Origin of the sequence: Pseudomonas sp. YeP6b, assembly GCF_025642995.1 — a bacterium.
In the GTDB taxonomy this organism is placed as follows: domain Bacteria; phylum Pseudomonadota; class Gammaproteobacteria; order Pseudomonadales; family Pseudomonadaceae; genus Aquipseudomonas.
The window spans coordinates 4,786,246-4,802,857 of record NZ_CP080090.1 but is presented as its reverse complement, the minus strand read 5'-3'; the positions used below and the strand labels follow the sequence as shown (position 1 = coordinate 4,802,857).

Here is a 16,612-nt window from a genome sequence, read left to right as displayed (position 1 = left end):
TGGGTCCTGAAACGACATGGCAAACCCGGACGCCCTGAGTCAGCAGCGAGCTTCTAATCGCCTGCTGCAACCGACCGTCAAATCCCATCTGGCGTACACACTGCTCTGCGCACTGGTCATGATGGTGATGTTCTCCCTGCTGCGCCTGGCGCTGCTGGTCTATAACCGCGAGATGATCCTCGACACGCCTGCCTCGACCTTCCTGGAAGCGTTCGTCAACGGCACGCGCTTCGACATACGCTTTGTGATGTACGCGCTGGTCCCGCTGCTGCTGGCGTTGTTCAGCGTAAGGGCCATGGCGGCGCGCGGGTTCTTCCGTTTGTGGCTGACCGTGGTGTCCAGCATTGCCCTGTTCCTGGGCTTGATGGAAATGGACTTCTACCGCGAGTTCCACCAGCGCCTCAACGGCCTGGTCTTCCAGTACGTGAAGGAAGACCCGAAAACCGTGATGAGCATGCTCTGGTACGGTTTCCCGGTGGTGCGCTACCTGCTGGCCTGGGCCGTGGGCACACTGATCCTGAGCATCGCCTTCAAAGGCGCCGACCGTGCGACGCGCCCACGTGGCCCGTTCAGCGGCGGCAGTATCGGCACCCGCCAAGTGGCGCCGTGGTACAGCCGCATCGCGGTGTTCGTGGTCTGCCTGTTGATCGCCGTGGTCGCCATCCGTGGCACCCTGCGCCAGGGCCCGCCGCTGCGTTGGGGTGATGTGTACACCACCGAATCGAACTTCGCCAACCAATTGGGCTTGAACGGCACCTTGTCGCTGATCGCCGCGGCCAAGTCGCGTTTCTCCGAAGAGCGTTCCAACATCTGGAAGGCCACCCTCGATCAGCCGCTGGCTACCCAAACCGTGCGTGACATGCTGGTGCTGCCGCAAGAGAAGCTGGTGGATACCGACACCGCAGCGGTGCGCCGTGACTACACGCCACCGGCCGAGAAGACCCTGCCGATCAAGAACGTTGTAGTGATCCTGATGGAAAGCTTCGCCGGTCACTCGGTCGGTGCGCTGGGCCGCCCAGGCAACATCACGCCGTACTTCGATAAGTTGTCCAAAGAAGGCTTGCTGTTCGACCGCTTCTTCTCCAACGGCACCCACACCCACCAGGGTATGTTCGCCACCATGGCCTGCTTCCCGAACCTGCCGGGCTTCGAATACCTGATGCAGACCCCGGAAGGCAGCCACAATCTGTCGGGCCTGCCGCAGTTGCTCAGCGCGCGCAAGTTTGACGACGTGTATGTCTACAACGGCGATTTCGCCTGGGACAACCAGTCGGGCTTCTTCAGCAACCAGGGCATGACCAACTTCATCGGGCGTAATGACTTCGTCAACCCGGTGTTCTCCGACCCGACGTGGGGTGTGTCCGACCAGGACATGTTCACCCGTGGCCTGGAAGAGTTGAAAGCCCGCGAAGGCGGCAAGCCGTTCTACGCGCTGCTGCAAACCCTGTCCAACCACACGCCGTACGCATTGCCGACGCCATTGCCGGTAGAGAAAGTCACCGACCGTGGCAGCCTCAACGAGCATTTGACGGCCATGCGTTACTCCGACTGGGCCCTGGGCCAGTTCTTTGAAAAGGCTCGTAAAGAGCCGTACTTCAAAGAAACCCTGTTCGTGATCGTGGGTGACCACGGCTTCGGCAACGAACAGCAGATCACCGAAATGGACTTGGGCCGCTTCAACGTGCCGATGCTGATGATTGCACCGGGCATGCAGGAGAAGTTCGGCGAGCGTGACCACACCGTGGGCACCCAGATCGACATCGTGCCGACCATCATGGGCCGCCTCGGTGGCGACACCCTGCACCAGTGCTGGGGCCGTGACCTGCTGAACCTGCCGGAAGGCGACAAGGGCTTTGGCGTGATCAAGCCGTCGGGCAGCGACCAGACGGTGGCCTTGGTCACCGCAGACCGTATCCTGGTACTGCCAAAGGAAATGCCACCCAAACTGTGGGAATACGAACTGGGCGCTAACCCGACCGGTAAAGTGATCCCTGAATCGCCGGACGAAGCGGCGCTGAAGCAGAAACTCGAATCGTTCCTGCAGACAGCGACCAAGAGCTTGTTGGATAACACCGCCGGTGTTATCGACGGTAAGCCGGACTAATTTAACGGCAATAAAAAAGAGGCCTCAATGAGGCCTCTTTTTTTGTCCGGTGTTTATATCCGACCGAGCAACAACAGCACCAGCAGGACGACCAGGACAACGCCCAGAATACCTGACGGGCCATAGCCCCAGTTACGCGAGTGCGGGAATACTGGCAGGCCGCCTACCAGCAGTAGGATCAGGATAATGATCAGAATGAGGCTCATAGTTTTTTTCCTTATAGGCCTTCTGCAAAGACCGGTTATTAAACGCTAGGCCGTCATCTTAATACAGACGCCTTATTAACTCCGACTGTACCGGTCGGCAGAAAATTCCCTGGTTTTTTAAAGCATTTTGCAAACTTGCTTATTTCTTTTAATGCGTTCGCAAATACGCCGTATTAGTTGAAAAAGATTGAACTTACGCTATACGTAACTCTCCCACCCGGCCCCAGGTTTGCCCGAGGCATTCATCAATTGGATGGTGCGTGGGTGTGGGAAAAACCTTCGCTACACTGCCGATCACTTCTTCCGTGAACCACAAGGCTACTTTCCTATGCAAAATCGCATGATGATCACCGGCGCCGGGTCCGGCCTGGGTCGCGAAATCGCGCTGCGCTGGGCCCGTGAGGGCTGGCAGTTGGCCTTGTCGGATGTCAGTGAGCCTGGCTTGCAGGAAACCCTCAGGCTGGTGCGCGAGGCGGGTGGCGATGGGTTTATCCAGCGTTGTGATGTGCGCGATTACAGCCAGCTCACCGCGTTTGCCCAGGCCTGCGAGGTCAAGCTGGGTGGGGTTGATGTGATCGTCAACAATGCCGGCGTCGCCTCGGGTGGTTTTTTCGCCGAGTTGTCTCTGGAGGATTGGGACTGGCAGATCGCGATCAATCTGATGGGCGTGGTCAAGGGCTGCAAGGCGTTTCTGCCGCTGTTGGAGAAGAGCAAGGGCCGGATCATCAACATCGCCTCAATGGCAGCACTGATGCAGGGGCCGGCGATGAGCAACTACAACGTGGCCAAGGCGGGTGTGGTGGCGTTGTCGGAGAGTTTGCTGGTGGAACTCAAGCAGCAGGAAGTGGGTGTGCATGTGGTGTGCCCGTCGTTTTTCCAGACCAACTTGCTGGATTCGTTTCGCGGGCCTACCCCGGCGATGAAGGCGCAGGTGGGTAAGTTGCTCGAGAGTTCGCCGATTTCGGCGGCGGACATTGCTGACTATATTTACCAGCGGGTGGCGGAGGGGGAGTTTATGATTCTGCCGCATGAGCAGGGGCGTATGGCTTGGGCGTTGAAGCAGAAGACTCCGCAGTTGCTGTATGACGAGATGGCTTCGATGGCGGATAAGATGCGGGCTAAGGCGCAGGCGGTTAGGGGGTGAGGTTTTGGTGGGGGGCATATCCGTTGCTGCGGTAACGGCGGCTATTGGTTCCGCCCTTACGGCGGGTCACTTTGGAAAAGAGCCCCAAAAGTAACCAAAGGGCTCTTGCCCCACCACTCGGTGCCTCGCCTAGGCTCGGCATGCCCTCACGCAGGCTTGAATCCGTGGGCCGCCGCCATGGGCCATCCTTGGCCCATCGCGGCTAACCCGGCGTCCTGCCGGGTTACCCACGGATTCAAGCCTGCGTTCGGCCATCGTGGTTAACGGGGCGCCTCAGATCAAGATCAAGATCAAGATCAAGATCAAGATCAAGAAGATCAAGATCAAAAGCACGGCGGCCTAGTAGCCGACCTGAGTGGTTGAAGCAAAAGCAGGGCAAAAGCACAGCAAAAGCACAGCAAAAGCAGATCTGCTTTTCTGTGGAGCTGGCTTGCCTGCGATGCAGACACCTGGGTGTATCAGGTACACAGAGTTGATGCCATCGCAGGCAAGCCAGCTCCCACATTAGATTGAGTTCAGCCTCCAAGATCAGGTCGGCTAGCAGGCCGCCTCAGCCGTGCTTTTGATCTAACCACTCAGGTCGGCTACTAGGCCGCCGTGCTCTTGCTTTTGATCTTGATCTGCTTTTGATCTTGATCTGCTTTTGATCTTGATCTGCTTTTGATCTTGATCTTAGGCGCCCCGTTAAACCACGCTGGCCGAACGCAGGCTTTGGGCGTGGGTAAACCGGCAGGACGCCGGTTTAGCCGCGATGGGCCAAGGATGGCCCATGGCGGCGGCCCACGGTCCAAAGCCGGAGTGAGGGCACACCCTAGGCGAGGCGAGGTGCCGAGTGGTGGGGCAAGAGCCCTTTGGTTACTTTTGGGGCTCTTTTTCAAAAGTGACCCGCCGTAAGGGCGGAACCAATAGCCGCCGTTACCGCAGCAACGGATATGTACTCAACAACCCCAACCCCCCTAATCAACCCATGTCTGTCAGGCAAATTACCTATAAATGTAGGCCCCGTCTGATTTAGCGGCAAGCCATTGTCGCCCCCCACCCAAGCGCGCATGGTCAAGGTCCTGTCACTCCAAAAGGACAACCGCCATGCTGGTCTTAAGCCGCGCCATAGGCGAAATCATCTCTATCGGCGATGACATCACCTTGCACATCCTCGAACTAAACGGCACCCAAGTAAAATTTGGTATCCAGGCTCCAATAGGGGTCAACATACACCGCGCCGAGGTGTATCAGAAAATCCTCGAACGCCAAGCCACACAAGCCCAAACCAACCCGTAAAACACCCTCAATCGAACAGATGCTTGGGCACATCGTGCTTGAGCATCAACTGGCATTGCTCACTGTCAGGGTCGAACACAATCAGCGCCTGGCCCTTGGTCAGCGCCTGTCGCACACGCAATACGCGGGTTTCCAGGGGCGTCTCATCGCCATTGTCCGTGCCGTCGCGGGTCACGAAGTCTTCGATGAGGCGCGTCAGGGTGTCGACTTCAAGTGCGTCGTAGGGAATCAGCATAAAAGCCTCAGAGGTAGAATCCCGGCGATGCTACTGCGCCGGGATCCGTCTTGCCAGTATCCGGTGTGCCCGTGTCAGGACTTCTGGCCCACCAAGCTGTCCACCGACGGCACGCGAGTGTCGCTCTCCATCTGCGTTTCATGCTCGATCTGATGACTGAAGCGGTCCAGCGAACCCTGGGCCGGTTGCGCGTCGCTGGCGAATACCGGCGGGCTGAGGATGTACGCGCCCAACAGGCGACTCAACGCCGCCAGGCTGTCGATGTGCGTGCGCTCGTAACCGTGGGTCGCGTCGCAACCAAACGCCAGCAGCGCGGTGCGAATGTCGTGGCCGGCAGTCACCGCCGAATGCGCGTCGCTGAAGTAATAGCGGAACAGGTCGCGCCGCACTGGCAGGTCATTGTCCGAGGCCAGGCGCAGCAAGTGCCGGGACAGGTGATAGTCATACGGCCCGCCGGAATCCTGCATCGCCACGCTCACGGCGTGCTCGCTGGAGTGCTGGCCGGGTGCGACCGGGGCGATGTCGATGCCAACAAACTCACTCACGTCCCACGGCAGGGCAGCAGCGGCGCCACTGCCGGTTTCTTCGGTGATGGTAAACAGCGGGTGGCAGTCGATCAGCAAGGGTTCGCCGCTGTCGATGATCGCCTTGAGCGCGGCGAGCAGGGCGGCGACACCGGCTTTGTCGTCCAGGTGACGCGCGCTGATATGCCCGCTCTCGGTGAACTCGGGCAGTGGGTCAAAGGCCACGTAGTCACCGATGCTGATGCCTAAGGAATCGCAGTCGGCGCGGGTGGCGCAGTAAGCGTCGAGGCGCAATTCCACGTGGTCCCAACTCACTGGCATTTCATCCACGGCGGTGTTGAAGGCGTGCCCGGAGGCCATCAACGGCAACACGCTGCCACGGATCACGCCGTTGTCGGTAAACAGGCTGACGCGGCTGCCTTCGGCAAAACGGCTGGACCAGCAACCGACCGGGGCGAGCGTCAGGCGGCCGTTGTCTTTGATTGCACGTACGGCGGCGCCGATGGTGTCCAAGTGCGCGGACACTGCACGGTCGGGGCTGTTTTTCTGGCCCTTGAGGGTGGCGCGAATGGTGCCGCGCCGGGTCATCTCAAAGGGGATGCCCAGTTCTTCCAGGCGTTCGGCGACGTAGCGCACGATGGTGTCGGTAAACCCGGTAGGGCTGGGAATAGCGAGCATTTCCAGCAGCACTTTTTGCAGGTAGTTCAGGTCCGGTTCGGGGATGGTTCGAGTCATGGAAACTCCTGATGAGGTGAGGGCATCGATGGTTTCGATGAGGGGAACAGGTCAGCTGGAAATCCATCGCCTGTACTGGCCTTATCGCGGGTAAGCCCGGCTCCCACATTGAAGTGCATTCAACTGTGGGAGCCGGGCTTGCCCGCGATAGCGCCGGTGCAGGCGACACATTTCTCAAGCGGTCGGCTGGCTATGCGGAAACAACAAATCCACAAACTTCTCCGCAGTCGGTTGCGGCTCGTGATTGGCCAGGCCGGCCCGTTCGTTGGCTTCGATAAACACATACTCGGGTTGGTCGGCGGCGGGCACCATCAGGTCCAGGCCGACCATGGGAATGTCCAGCGCGCGGGCGGCGCGTACGGCGGCGTCGACCAGGGTCGGGTGCAGAATCGCCGTGACGTCTTCCAGGCAGCCGCCGGTGTGCAGGTTGGCGGTGCGGCGTACCGCCAGGGTTTCGCCACGTGGCAGGATGCTGCTGTAGTCGTAACCGGCGGCATGCAGGGTGCGTTGGGTTTCGGCGTCCAGCGGGATTTTGCTTTCTCCGTCGGTGGCGGCTTGGCGCCGACGGCTTTGGGCTTCGATCAAGGCGCCGATGGAATGCTGGCCGTCGCCGGTCACTTCGGCCGGGCGACGGATGGCGGCGGCGACCACTTCAAAACCGATCACCAGGATGCGCAGGTCGAGGCCTTCGTGAAAGCTTTCGAGCAGCACACGGCTGTCGAACTGACGCGCCGCTTCGACAGCTTTCTGCACGTCCTCGATGGTCTGCAGATCCACCGCCACGCCTTGGCCTTGCTCGCCATCGAGCGGCTTGACCACGATGCGCTGGTGTTCGTCGAGGAACTCCAGGTTGTCGTCGGCATTGCCCGCCAATTGCTGCGAGGGCAGGTTCAAACCGGCCGCTTTGAGCACTTTGTGGGTCAGGCTTTTGTCCTGGCACAGGGTCATGCTGATGGCGCTGGTCAGGTCGCTCAGGGATTCACGGCAGCGCACGCGGCGCCCGCCATGGCTGAGGGTAAACAGGCCGGCATCGGCATCATCGACGTGCACATCAATGCCGCGTCGGTGAGCCTCTTCGACAATGATCCGCGCGTACGGGTTGAACCCGGCCTGCGGGCCGGGGCCGAGAAACAGCGGCTGGTTGATGCCGTTCTTGCGCTTGATCGCAAAGGTGGTCAGCGCGCGAAAACCCAGCTTGGCGTAGAGGCTCTTGGCCTGGCGGTTATCGTGCAACACCGACAGGTCGAGGTAGCTCAGGCCACGGCTCATAAAGTGCTCCACCAAGTGGCGCACCAGCACCTCGCCCACGCCAGGGCGCGTGCACTGTGGGTCGACGGCCAGGCACCACAGGCTGCAACCGTTTTCCGGGTCGTGAAAGGCTTTTTGATGATTGAGGCCCATCACGCCGCCGATCACCGCGCCGCTGTCTTCGTCCTCGGCCAGCCAATACACCGGGCCACCTTGATGGCGCGGGGTCAGGCGCTCGGCGTCGACCGGCAGCATGCCGCGGCCTTGATACAGCTGGTTGACTGCCGCCCAATCGGCTTCAGTTTGCACCCGGCGAATACGAAAGCCGCGAAACACGCGGGTGGCGGGCCGATAGTCGCTGAACCACAGGCGCAACGTGTCGGACGGGTCCAGGAACAGCTGCTGCGGATCAATCCCGAGGATCTGCTGGGGCGCGGCCACGTACAGCGCGATGTCGCGTTCGCCAGGCTGCTCATGCAGCAGTTCCTGAGCCAGGCTCGCCGGGTCCGCAAACGTGTGGCCGATCAACAACCGGCCCCAGCCGCAATGCACGGCAATCGGTTCGGCGCCCAGCGGGCTGCCATCTTCCGCCAGGCGGGCTTGCAGGCGCTCGTAGGTCGGCGCCTGGCCCTTGAGCAAGCGTTGGCTGTAAGCCGCTGCGAGAGGTTTCATCAATCAGATTCCTTGTTCGCTGAGCCACAGGTTCAGCGCCGCCAGTTGCCACAGCTTGGAGCCACGCAGCGGGGTCAGTTGGCCCTGCGGGTCGGTCAACAGGCGGTCAAGCATGGCCGGGTTGAACAGGCCGCGATCCTGGCTCGGGTCCAGCAGCAGTTCTCGCACCCAGTTCAAGGTGTCGCCCTGCAAATGCTTGAGGCCCGGCACCGGGAAGTAGCCTTTCTTGCGGTCGATGACTTCGCTCGGGATGACGCGGCGCGCGGCCTCTTTGAGCACCTGCTTGCCACCGTCGGGCAACTTGAACTTGCCGGGTACGCGGGCCGAGAGTTCGACGAGGCGGTAATCCAGAAACGGCGTGCGCGCTTCCAGGCCCCAGGCCATGGTCATGTTGTCGACGCGTTTGACCGGGTCGTCCACCAGCATCACCGTGCTGTCCAGGCGCAGGGCCTTGTCCACGGCGGCGTCGGCGCCCGGCATGGCGAAATGTTCGCGCACAAAGTCACCGGCGGCGTCATTGGCGGTCAGCCATTTCGGCGCGACGGTGGCGGCGTAATCGTCGTAGCTGCGGTCGAAAAACGCGTCGCGGTAGGCGGCATACGGGTCGCTGGCGCCGTCCACTTGTGGGTACCAGTGGTAACCGGCGAACAGCTCATCGGCGCCCTGGCCGCTTTGTACCACCTTGCAATGCTTGGCCACTTCCCGCGACAGCAGGTAGAAGGCGATGCAGTCGTGGCTGACCATCGGCTCGCTCATGGCGCGGAATGCCGCCGGCAGTTGCTCAATGATTTCGCTTTCGGCGATGCGCAGTTGGTGGTGACGGGTGCCGTAGTGCTTGGCGATCAGGTCCGAGTACTGGAACTCGTCGCCGCGCTCGCCACCGGCGTCTTCAAAACCGATGGAGAAGGTCGATAAATCCTGCACGCCGACTTCACGCAGCAGGCCGACGAGCATGCTCGAATCGACACCGCCGGACAGCAGCACGCCGACGTCCACGGCGGCACGTTGGCGGATCGCCACGGCTTCGCGGGTGCTGTCGAGCACGCGGTCGGTCCAGTCTTGCAGCGTGAGGTTTTTTTCATCCTCATGGGGGCCGTAGGGCAGGGTCCACCAGGTTTTCTGCTCGGTGTCGCCATGGGCGTCGATGCGCATCCAGCTCGCCGGCGGCAGCTTTTCAATGCCCGCCAGCAAGGTGCGCGGCGCCGGTACTACGGCGTGGAAGTTCAGGTAGTGGTTAAGCGCGACCGGGTCGAGGATCGGGTTGATATCGCCGCCCTTGAGCAGTGCCGGCAAGGCCGAGGCGAAGCGCAGGCGCTGGCCGGTACGCGACAGGTACAAAGGCTTCACGCCCAGGCGGTCACGGGCGATAAACAGGCGCTGCGCGTCGCGCTCCCAGATGGCAAACGCGAACATGCCGTTGAGCTTGGGCAGCAGTGCTTCGCCCCAGGCGTGGTAGCCCTTGAGCAGCACTTCGGTGTCGCCGCCGGAATAGAACGCATAGCCCAAGGCTTCCAGCTCTTGCCGCAATTCCGGGAAGTTATAGATGGCGCCGTTGAACGCCAGCGACAGCCCAAGCTGGGCGTCGACCATCGGCTGGGCCGAGCCGTCCGAGAGGTCCATGATTTTCAGGCGCCGGTGGCCCAGGGCAATCGGCCCTTGGGCGTGAAAGCCCCAGGCGTCGGGGCCGCGAGGGGCCAGGTGATGGGTGATGCGCTCAATCGCTGCCAGGTCGGCAGGTTGGGCATCGAAACGTAATTCTCCAGCTAATCCGCACATAAATTCCTTACCGGTTTTTCCGTTGGGGAGGGTCAATACTCAATACGCCCGAAGGGCGCGTACCCAGAAACTGACCCAGTGCTATGCGTGGAGTTTTAGACCGATAAGTTATAAGGCAAATTGCCGCGACGCCTGCAATCCCGCTATTTCTGTGTCGCTGCCTTGCCTCTGACCAGTGCGCGCAGGGCAAACCGATTCGGGTGGCAGGCCTCTGCCACGCTGGCCGGAACGGGCAGCGGCTCGTCGCTGAGCCAGGCTGCCAGCAACTCGCCGCACAGTGGCGCGGTAATCAGCCCGCGTGAGCCGTGGCCGCTGTTGATGTACAACCCTGGCAGCCACGGGCAAGGCGTGTCCGGCACTTGGCGGGCGTCTTTGCTGAGTACGGCATAGGCGTGTCGGAAGGCGTCCTGGTCGGCCAACGGCCCGACGATCGGCAGGTAGTCGGGGCTGGTGCAGCGGAAAGCAGCGCGGCCTTCCAACTGTTCGGGAGCCAGTGCGTCGGCGCCCAGGCGCTGCAGCAGGTCTTCAGAAATCTCCCGCAGCATTTCGAGGTTGCCGGCATGTTCGGCGACGGTGGGCGTGAGGTCTTCATTGTTGAAATCAAAACTGGCGCCCAAGGTGTGCTCGCCAAGCCGGGCGGGCGCGACGTAGCCTTCGGCGCAGACCACCGTGGCCAAGGCCGTACTCGCCGCCGTTTGCGCCAGCCGGGTGATTTGCCCGCGGATACGCTTGAGCGGCAAGTCGGCGCTCAGTGGGAACCGCTTGATGTCGGCGGCTCCAGCGAGCACCACCACACTGGCGCTTACCAGCACGCAGTCACCGTCGCGGGCCTGCCACTGGTCGTCGACCCGGTGCAGCTCCAGGGCATCGTGATGGGTGAGCACCTCAATCAGCGGATGCGCCGCTTGCCAGTGGCACAGCGCGGGCGGATGCACCCAACCGCCTTGCGGGAAAAACAGGCCGCCCTGGGCCAGGTCGATGCCGGCCTGTTGTTGCGCGTGTTCACGGTCCAGCAGGTGCAGCAACTCGGGCGCAAACGCCTCAGCCAGTTGTGCCTGGCGCTGGGCTTCCTTGGCGTCGAACGCCAGTTGCAGCACACCGCAGCCATCCCAATCGACACCTCGGTGCAGGTGCTCCAACAGACGTCGCGTGTGGCCGAAGCCGCTGAGGATCAGTTGCGACAACGCCGTGCCATGGGCCGACAGCTTGAGGTACAGCACGCCCTGCGGGTTGCCGGACGCTTCCTGGGCCAGGGCGGCGTGGCGCTCCACCAAGCTGACGCGCCAACCGCGCGCGGCCAGGCTGGCGGCAGTGGCGCAACCGGCCAAGCCGCCGCCGATGACCATGGCGTGGCGCTCGCCTTCGACAGTTGCCGGGCGGGCGAACCAGGGTTTGGCTTTGGCCGGTGGTGTCGCGTCCTCGGGCCAGCCGAGAAACTCACCGCGCAGGATCTCCCATTTATGCCCGATGCCCGGCGTGCGCTTCATCTTGAACCCGGCGGCATTGATCAGGCGCCGTACCCAGCCGGTGCTGGTAAAGGTGCTGATGGTTGAAGCCGGTGCGGCCAAGCGGGCCAGTTCGGCAAACAGTTCGGCGGTCCACATGTCGGGGTTTTTCGCCGGTGCGAAGCCGTCGAGAAACCACGCGTCAACCTGTGCATCCAGCTGCGGCAGTTGCTCCAGGGCGTCACCGATCAACAGCGTGAGGGTCACACGGCCATTGTCCAGCACCAGGCGTTGGAAGCCTGGGTGGATGGCAATGTACTGGGCCAACAATTGCTCGGCGAAGGGCGCAAGTTCCGGCCAGAGGGCGAGGGCGCGTTGCAGGTCGGCGTGGCTCAGTGGGTACTTTTCCACGCTGACAAAATGCAGGCGTGCACCGGCCACCGCGTGTTGCTCAAACAGCTGCCAGGCGCAGAGAAAATTCAAGCCGGTGCCGAAACCGGTCTCGCCAATCACCAATCGTCCGCCCGCCGGCAAGGCGGCAAAACGCTCCTGCAAACGGTTCTGTTCGAGGAACACATAGCGGGTTTCTTCAAGGCCGGATTTGTCGGAAAAATACACATCGTCGAAGACCCGCGAGTGCGGGCGACCTTGGTCATCCCAGTCGAGCTGGGCGTGGGTGATGGGGTTCATGGGCGGCTCGGTAAAGACAAGGCGGCCATTCTAGCTGATCAATAGACGTTGAATTGACCCAAGGCAACTACGTGTGGAATTTCCTCCCGCGCATTGTTGCCCAATCCGCTAGTCTTGAGCCATCTTGAAACGGAGCTGCCCATGTTCGAATCCGCCGAAATCGGTCACGCCATCGACAAAGACACCTACGACGCCGAAGTGCCGGCCCTGCGCGAGGCCTTGTTGGAGGTGCAGTACGAGTTGCAACAGCAGAAGCGCTTCCCGGTGATCATCCTGATCAACGGCATTGAAGGCGCCGGCAAGGGCGAGACCGTCAAGCTGCTCAATGAATGGATGGACCCACGCCTGATCGAGGTGCGCACCTTCGACCAGCAGACCGACGAAGAACTGGCGCGCCCGCCGGCCTGGCGCTACTGGCGGCAACTGCCCGCCAAAGGCCGCATGGGCATCTTTTTTGGCAACTGGTACAGCCAGATGCTGCAAGGCCGGGTGCACGGCCAGCTCAAGAACGCCCGCCTGGACCAGGCCATCGCCGGTGCCGAGCGCCTGGAAAAGATGCTCTGTGACGAAGGCGCGTTGATCTTCAAGTTCTGGTTCCACTTGTCCAAGAAGCAGATGAAAGCGCGGCTCAAGGCCTTGGCCGATGACCCGCTGCACAGCTGGCGCATCAGCCCGCTGGACTGGCAGCAATCGGAGACCTACGACAAGTTTGTGCATTTCGGCGAGCGCATTCTGCGCCGCACCAGCCGTGACTACGCGCCGTGGCACGTGATCGAAGGCGTTGACGCTAATTACCGCAGCCTCACCGTGGGCAAAATCCTGCTTGAGAGCCTGCAAAATGCCTTGAAACTGCCCAAGGGCAAGGCCAGCGGCATGAACCCGGCGCCGTTGTTGGCGTCGGTGGACCGCAAGAGCCTGCTCGACAGCCTCGACATGACCTTGCACCTGGACAAGGACGATTACGAAGAACAGCTGATCACCGAACAGGCGCGCTTCTCCGGCCTGATGCGCGACAAACGCATGCGCAAGCACGCGCTGGTCACCGTATTCGAAGGCAACGACGCGGCGGGCAAAGGCGGGGCGATCCGGCGGGTGGCGGCGGCGCTGGACCCGCGCCAGTATCACATCGTGCCGATTGCCGCGCCGAGTGAAGACGAGCGTGCCCAGCCTTACCTGTGGCGGTTCTGGCAGAAGATCCCGGCACGCGGCATGTTCACTGTGTTCGACCGTTCGTGGTACGGCCGCGTGTTGGTGGAGCGCATCGAAGGCTTCTGCACCCCGGCGGACTGGATGCGGGCCTACGGCGAGATCAATGACTTTGAAGAGCAGCTGCGCGACGCGGGGGTGATCGTGGTCAAGTTCTGGCTGGCCATCGACAAACAGACCCAGCTGGAGCGCTTCCAGGCCCGTGAGGAGATCCCGTTCAAGCGCTTCAAGATCACCGAGGACGATTGGCGTAACCGCGACAAGTGGGACGACTACCGCGCCGCCGTGGGCGATATGGTCGACCGCACCAGCACGGAAGTCTCGCCGTGGACCCTGGTGGAAGCCAACGACAAGCGCTGGGCGCGGGTCAAGGTGCTGCGCACCATCAACCGCGCGCTGGAAGAGGCGTTCGATAAGACTGACAAGCACGATAAGAAGACAAAGAAATAGCGTTGTCTGTGGTGAGCGGGTTTGTTGTGGCGAGCGGCCCGACAAGCCTGCTCGCCACAAGGCAGTGTTCTGCACCATGCTTTTGTATCTACCGGGTGAATGATCATCGCAGTCAGGAGGGCCCGGTTCTATCCTCGATCCATCTCCCAACAACGACAAGATCGAGGTAGCCCATGCGTGAAGTAGTGATCGTCGACAGCGTGCGAACCGGCCTGGCCAAATCCTTTCGCGGCAAGTTCAACCAGACCCGTCCCGATGACATGGCGGCCCATTGCGTCAACGCCCTGCTGACCCGCCATGGCATCGACCCGGCGACGGTCGAGGATTGCATCGTCGGTGCCGGCTCCAATGAAGGCGCCCAGGGCTACAACATCGGGCGCAATGTGGCGGTGCTCTCGCAATTGGGCACCGGTACCGCTGGGATGACTCTCAACCGCTTCTGCTCCTCAGGCTTGCAGGCGATTGCCATTGCCGCCAACCAGATTGCCTCGGGTTGCAGCGACATTATCGTCGCCGGTGGCGTTGAGTCGATCAGCCTGACCATGAAAAGCGTCAACACGGACAACCTGATCAACCCGCTGCTTAAAGAGCAGGTGCCGGGCATCTACTTCCCCATGGGCCAGACGGCTGAGATTGTCGCACGCCGTTATCACGTCAGCCGTGAGGAGCAAGACCTGTACGCCCTGCAAAGCCAGCAGCGCACCGCCCAGGCCCAGGCTGATGGTTTGTTCAGTGATGAGATCGTGCCGATGGCGGTGAAGTACAAGGTCGAGGACAAGCACACCGGCGAAGTGCAGGTGCTGGAGGGCGTGGTTGATCGCGACGACTGCAACCGACCTGACACCACGCTCGCCAGCCTGCAAGGATTGAAGCCGGTCTTCGCCGAGGATGGCTCGGTGACAGCCGGCAACTCCTCGCAGCTCTCCGACGGCGCCTCGATGACGCTGGTGATGAGCCTGGAAAAAGCCCTGCAATTGGGCCTCAAGCCCAAGGCGTTTTTCCGAGGCTTTACCGTGGCCGGTTGTGAGCCGGACGAGATGGGCATCGGCCCGGTGTTCTCGGTGCCCAAGTTGCTCAAGGCCAAGGGCTTGCAGGTGGCGGATATCGACCTGTGGGAACTCAATGAAGCGTTTGCCTCGCAGTGCCTGTATGCGCGTGACCGGTTGGAAATTGATAACGCCAAGTACAACGTCAACGGCGGCTCGATCTCGATTGGGCACCCCTTCGGCATGACCGGTTCGCGGCAAGTCGGGCATCTGGTTCGCGAGCTGCAACGACGCAATCTGCGTTACGGCATTGTCACCATGTGCGTGGGCGGCGGCATGGGCGCCACCGGCCTGTTTGAAGCCGTACGCTAAATCTCACTGGAAAAACATGGGCCCATGTGGGCGCTGGCTTGCCTGCGATGGCGGTGTATCAGTCGAGATTTTTTTGTCTGACCCACCGCCATCGCAGGCAAGCCAGCTCCCACCTTTGATTTGGGGTGTTGTGGAAAATATCGCTCGCCAAGGCCCCCCTTGGTCCACCTAGAATGCCCGTTCCACTTCCTCAGGCATTCGGGGCACTCATGCACATCTCTTCCGGCCGCTGGGTCTATGGCTTCGGCTTGACCCTGCTGACCGCGTTTCTGTGGGGCATTCTGCCGATCAAACTCAAACAAGTGCTACAGGTGATGGACCCGGTGACCGTCACCTGGTTTCGCCTGATCGTCGCCGGCAGCTGCTTATTTATCTACCTGGCCCTCACCAAACGCCTGCCCAGCCGCAAGGTCCTGGGCCCCAAGGGCGGCTGGCTGGTAGCCATGGCGGTGTGCGGGCTGGTGGGCAACTACGTGCTGTATCTGGTCGGGCTGAAAATGCTCAGCCCTGGCACGGCGCAGTTGGTGGTGCAGATGGGGCCGATCTTTCTGATGGTCGCCAGCGTGTTTGTGTTCAAGGAGCGTTTCAGCCTGGGGCAAGGCATGGGCCTGGTGGTGCTGATCATTGGCTTCGGGCTGTTTTTCAACCAGCGCCTGGTAGAAATGCTGACCTCCTTGGGCACCTACACCGCCGGGGTGTTGACGATTCTGCTCGCTACGACCATTTGGGTGTTTTATGCCTTGGGTCAGAAGCAGTTGCTGACGGTGTGGAATTCGCTGCAGGTGATGATGGTGATTTATCTGTCGTGCGCCGTGCTGCTCACGCCGTGGGCGCATCCGCTGGAGGCGTTGCAGTTGAGCCCGCTGCAGGGCTGGCTGTTGCTGGCGTGCTGCATGAATACGCTGGTGGCTTACGGTGCGTTTGCCGAAGCCCTGGCGCATTGGGAGGCTTCGCGGGTCAGTGCGACGTTGGCGTTGACGCCGTTGGTGACGTTTGTGGCGGTGGCGTTGGCGGCGTGGTTATGGCCGGATTTTGTGCAGGCCGAAGAGATTAATGCTCTGGGTTACGCCGGGGCGTTGGTGGTGGTGTTGGGGTCGGCGACTGTGGCGCTGGCGCCGTCGTTGCTGGCTGGGCTCAGGGCGCGGCGGGTGCGGCTGGCGTCTTAATGGCCGGCGAGGCGGCGGCGAAGCTTTATTTTTTGTAAACCGGTTCAAATGTGGGAGCTGGCTTGCCTGCGATGGCGGTATGTGGGTTGGCTGGGGTATCTATTCGGAGTACATATCCGTTGCTGCGGTAACGGCTGCTTATGGTTCCGCTCTTACAGCGGGTCACTTTTGGAAAAGAGCCCCAAAAGTAACCAAAAGGGCTCTTGCCCCACCACTCGGCACCTCGCTTAGGCTCGGTGTGCCCTCACTCCGGCTTGAATCCGTGGGCCGCCGCGATGGGCCATCCTTGGCCCAGCGCGGCTAACCCGGCGTCCTGCCGGGTTACCCACGGATTCAAGCCTGCGTTCGGCCATCGTGGTTAACGGGGCGCCTTAG

Annotated in this window: 12 protein-coding genes; 6 read left to right on the top strand and 6 right to left on the bottom strand. The window is 61.5% G+C overall.

Annotation, left to right across the window (positions count from 1 at the left end):
* The first annotated feature begins 16 nt into the window (after positions 1–16).
* Positions 17–2,104 carry an LTA synthase family protein gene (locus KZH41_RS21555; protein WP_263273672.1) on the top strand — a complete coding sequence of 696 codons (2,088 nt, stop codon included), beginning with the start codon at positions 17–19 and terminating at the stop codon, positions 2,102–2,104.
* Between the two features lie 53 nt (positions 2,105–2,157).
* On the opposite strand, the gene KZH41_RS21550 is transcribed toward KZH41_RS21555, so the two are convergent.
* The gene (locus KZH41_RS21550; protein ID WP_015885095.1) at positions 2,158–2,310 is read right to left on the bottom strand and encodes a DUF3309 family protein; all 153 of its coding nucleotides are present in this window, start codon (positions 2,308–2,310) and stop codon (positions 2,158–2,160) included.
* A 328-nt stretch (positions 2,311–2,638) separates the two neighbouring features.
* On the opposite strand from KZH41_RS21550, the gene KZH41_RS21545 reads away from it, so the two are divergent.
* Both KZH41_RS21545 and csrA read left to right on the top strand, forming a co-directional pair.
* Positions 2,639–3,454, top strand: coding sequence for an SDR family oxidoreductase (locus KZH41_RS21545; protein WP_263273671.1), 816 nt, complete (start codon positions 2,639–2,641; stop codon positions 3,452–3,454).
* 1,086 nt (positions 3,455–4,540) lie between these two features.
* Positions 4,541–4,732: a carbon storage regulator CsrA gene (gene csrA, locus KZH41_RS21540; RefSeq protein WP_094953534.1), complete on the top strand. Its 192-nt coding sequence runs from the start codon at positions 4,541–4,543 to the stop codon at positions 4,730–4,732.
* Between the two features lie 7 nt (positions 4,733–4,739).
* Here the strand turns inward: csrA and KZH41_RS21535 are convergent, their stop codons facing one another.
* From KZH41_RS21535 to mnmC, 5 genes are all read right to left on the bottom strand, one after another.
* On the bottom strand, positions 4,740–4,967 hold the full coding sequence (locus KZH41_RS21535; protein ID WP_053257215.1) for a YheU family protein: 228 nt from the start codon (positions 4,965–4,967) through the stop codon (positions 4,740–4,742).
* 74 nt (positions 4,968–5,041) lie between these two features.
* A complete protein-coding gene (locus KZH41_RS21530; protein ID WP_094953533.1) occupies positions 5,042–6,226 on the bottom strand; it encodes an osmoprotectant NAGGN system M42 family peptidase in 1,185 nt (394 codons plus the stop codon).
* A gap of 174 nt (positions 6,227–6,400) precedes the next feature.
* Positions 6,401–8,146 carry an N-acetylglutaminylglutamine synthetase gene (gene ngg / locus KZH41_RS21525; RefSeq protein ID WP_242151504.1) on the bottom strand — a complete coding sequence of 582 codons (1,746 nt, stop codon included), beginning with the start codon at positions 8,144–8,146 and terminating at the stop codon, positions 6,401–6,403.
* 3 nt (positions 8,147–8,149) lie between these two features.
* Positions 8,150–9,922 carry an N-acetylglutaminylglutamine amidotransferase gene (locus KZH41_RS21520; RefSeq protein ID WP_094953531.1) on the bottom strand — a complete coding sequence of 591 codons (1,773 nt, stop codon included), beginning with the start codon at positions 9,920–9,922 and terminating at the stop codon, positions 8,150–8,152.
* A gap of 143 nt (positions 9,923–10,065) precedes the next feature.
* Complete coding sequence (gene mnmC / locus KZH41_RS21515) at positions 10,066–12,057, bottom strand: bifunctional tRNA (5-methylaminomethyl-2-thiouridine)(34)-methyltransferase MnmD/FAD-dependent 5-carboxymethylaminomethyl-2-thiouridine(34) oxidoreductase MnmC (RefSeq protein ID WP_263273670.1); 1,992 nt, start codon at positions 12,055–12,057, stop codon at positions 10,066–10,068.
* Positions 12,058–12,198: 141 nt separating this feature from the next.
* On the opposite strand from mnmC, the gene pap reads away from it, so the two are divergent.
* The 3 genes from pap to KZH41_RS21500 all read left to right on the top strand — a co-directional run bounded on the left by pap (position 12,199) and on the right by KZH41_RS21500 (position 16,237).
* Positions 12,199–13,713, top strand: a complete 1,515-nt coding sequence (gene pap / locus KZH41_RS21510) for a polyphosphate:AMP phosphotransferase (protein WP_094953529.1) — start codon at positions 12,199–12,201, stop codon at positions 13,711–13,713.
* Between the two features lie 173 nt (positions 13,714–13,886).
* Positions 13,887–15,071 carry a thiolase family protein gene (locus tag KZH41_RS21505; protein ID WP_263273669.1) on the top strand — a complete coding sequence of 395 codons (1,185 nt, stop codon included), beginning with the start codon at positions 13,887–13,889 and terminating at the stop codon, positions 15,069–15,071.
* A gap of 209 nt (positions 15,072–15,280) precedes the next feature.
* Positions 15,281–16,237 (top strand): DMT family transporter, encoded by a 957-nt coding sequence (locus KZH41_RS21500; RefSeq protein WP_094953527.1) that lies wholly within the window; start codon positions 15,281–15,283, stop codon positions 16,235–16,237.
* Positions 16,238–16,612 lie beyond the last annotated feature (375 nt).

Bases quoted from the DNA above. Each gene is read 5' to 3' on its own strand.
- KZH41_RS21555 (WP_263273672.1), top strand. From the start codon at position 17: ATGGCAAACCCGGACGCCCTGAGTCAGCAGCGAGCTTCTAATCGCCTG.
- KZH41_RS21550 (WP_015885095.1), bottom strand. From the start codon at position 2,310: ATGAGCCTCATTCTGATCATTATCCTGATCCTACTGCTGGTAGGCGGC.
- KZH41_RS21545 (WP_263273671.1), top strand. From the start codon at position 2,639: ATGCAAAATCGCATGATGATCACCGGCGCCGGGTCCGGCCTGGGTCGC.
- csrA (WP_094953534.1), top strand. From the start codon at position 4,541: ATGCTGGTCTTAAGCCGCGCCATAGGCGAAATCATCTCTATCGGCGAT.
- KZH41_RS21535 (WP_053257215.1), bottom strand. From the start codon at position 4,967: ATGCTGATTCCCTACGACGCACTTGAAGTCGACACCCTGACGCGCCTC.
- KZH41_RS21530 (WP_094953533.1), bottom strand. From the start codon at position 6,226: ATGACTCGAACCATCCCCGAACCGGACCTGAACTACCTGCAAAAAGTG.
- ngg (WP_242151504.1), bottom strand. From the start codon at position 8,146: ATGAAACCTCTCGCAGCGGCTTACAGCCAACGCTTGCTCAAGGGCCAG.
- KZH41_RS21520 (WP_094953531.1), bottom strand. From the start codon at position 9,922: ATGTGCGGATTAGCTGGAGAATTACGTTTCGATGCCCAACCTGCCGAC.
- mnmC (WP_263273670.1), bottom strand. From the start codon at position 12,057: ATGAACCCCATCACCCACGCCCAGCTCGACTGGGATGACCAAGGTCGC.
- pap (WP_094953529.1), top strand. From the start codon at position 12,199: ATGTTCGAATCCGCCGAAATCGGTCACGCCATCGACAAAGACACCTAC.
- KZH41_RS21505 (WP_263273669.1), top strand. From the start codon at position 13,887: ATGCGTGAAGTAGTGATCGTCGACAGCGTGCGAACCGGCCTGGCCAAA.
- KZH41_RS21500 (WP_094953527.1), top strand. From the start codon at position 15,281: ATGCACATCTCTTCCGGCCGCTGGGTCTATGGCTTCGGCTTGACCCTG.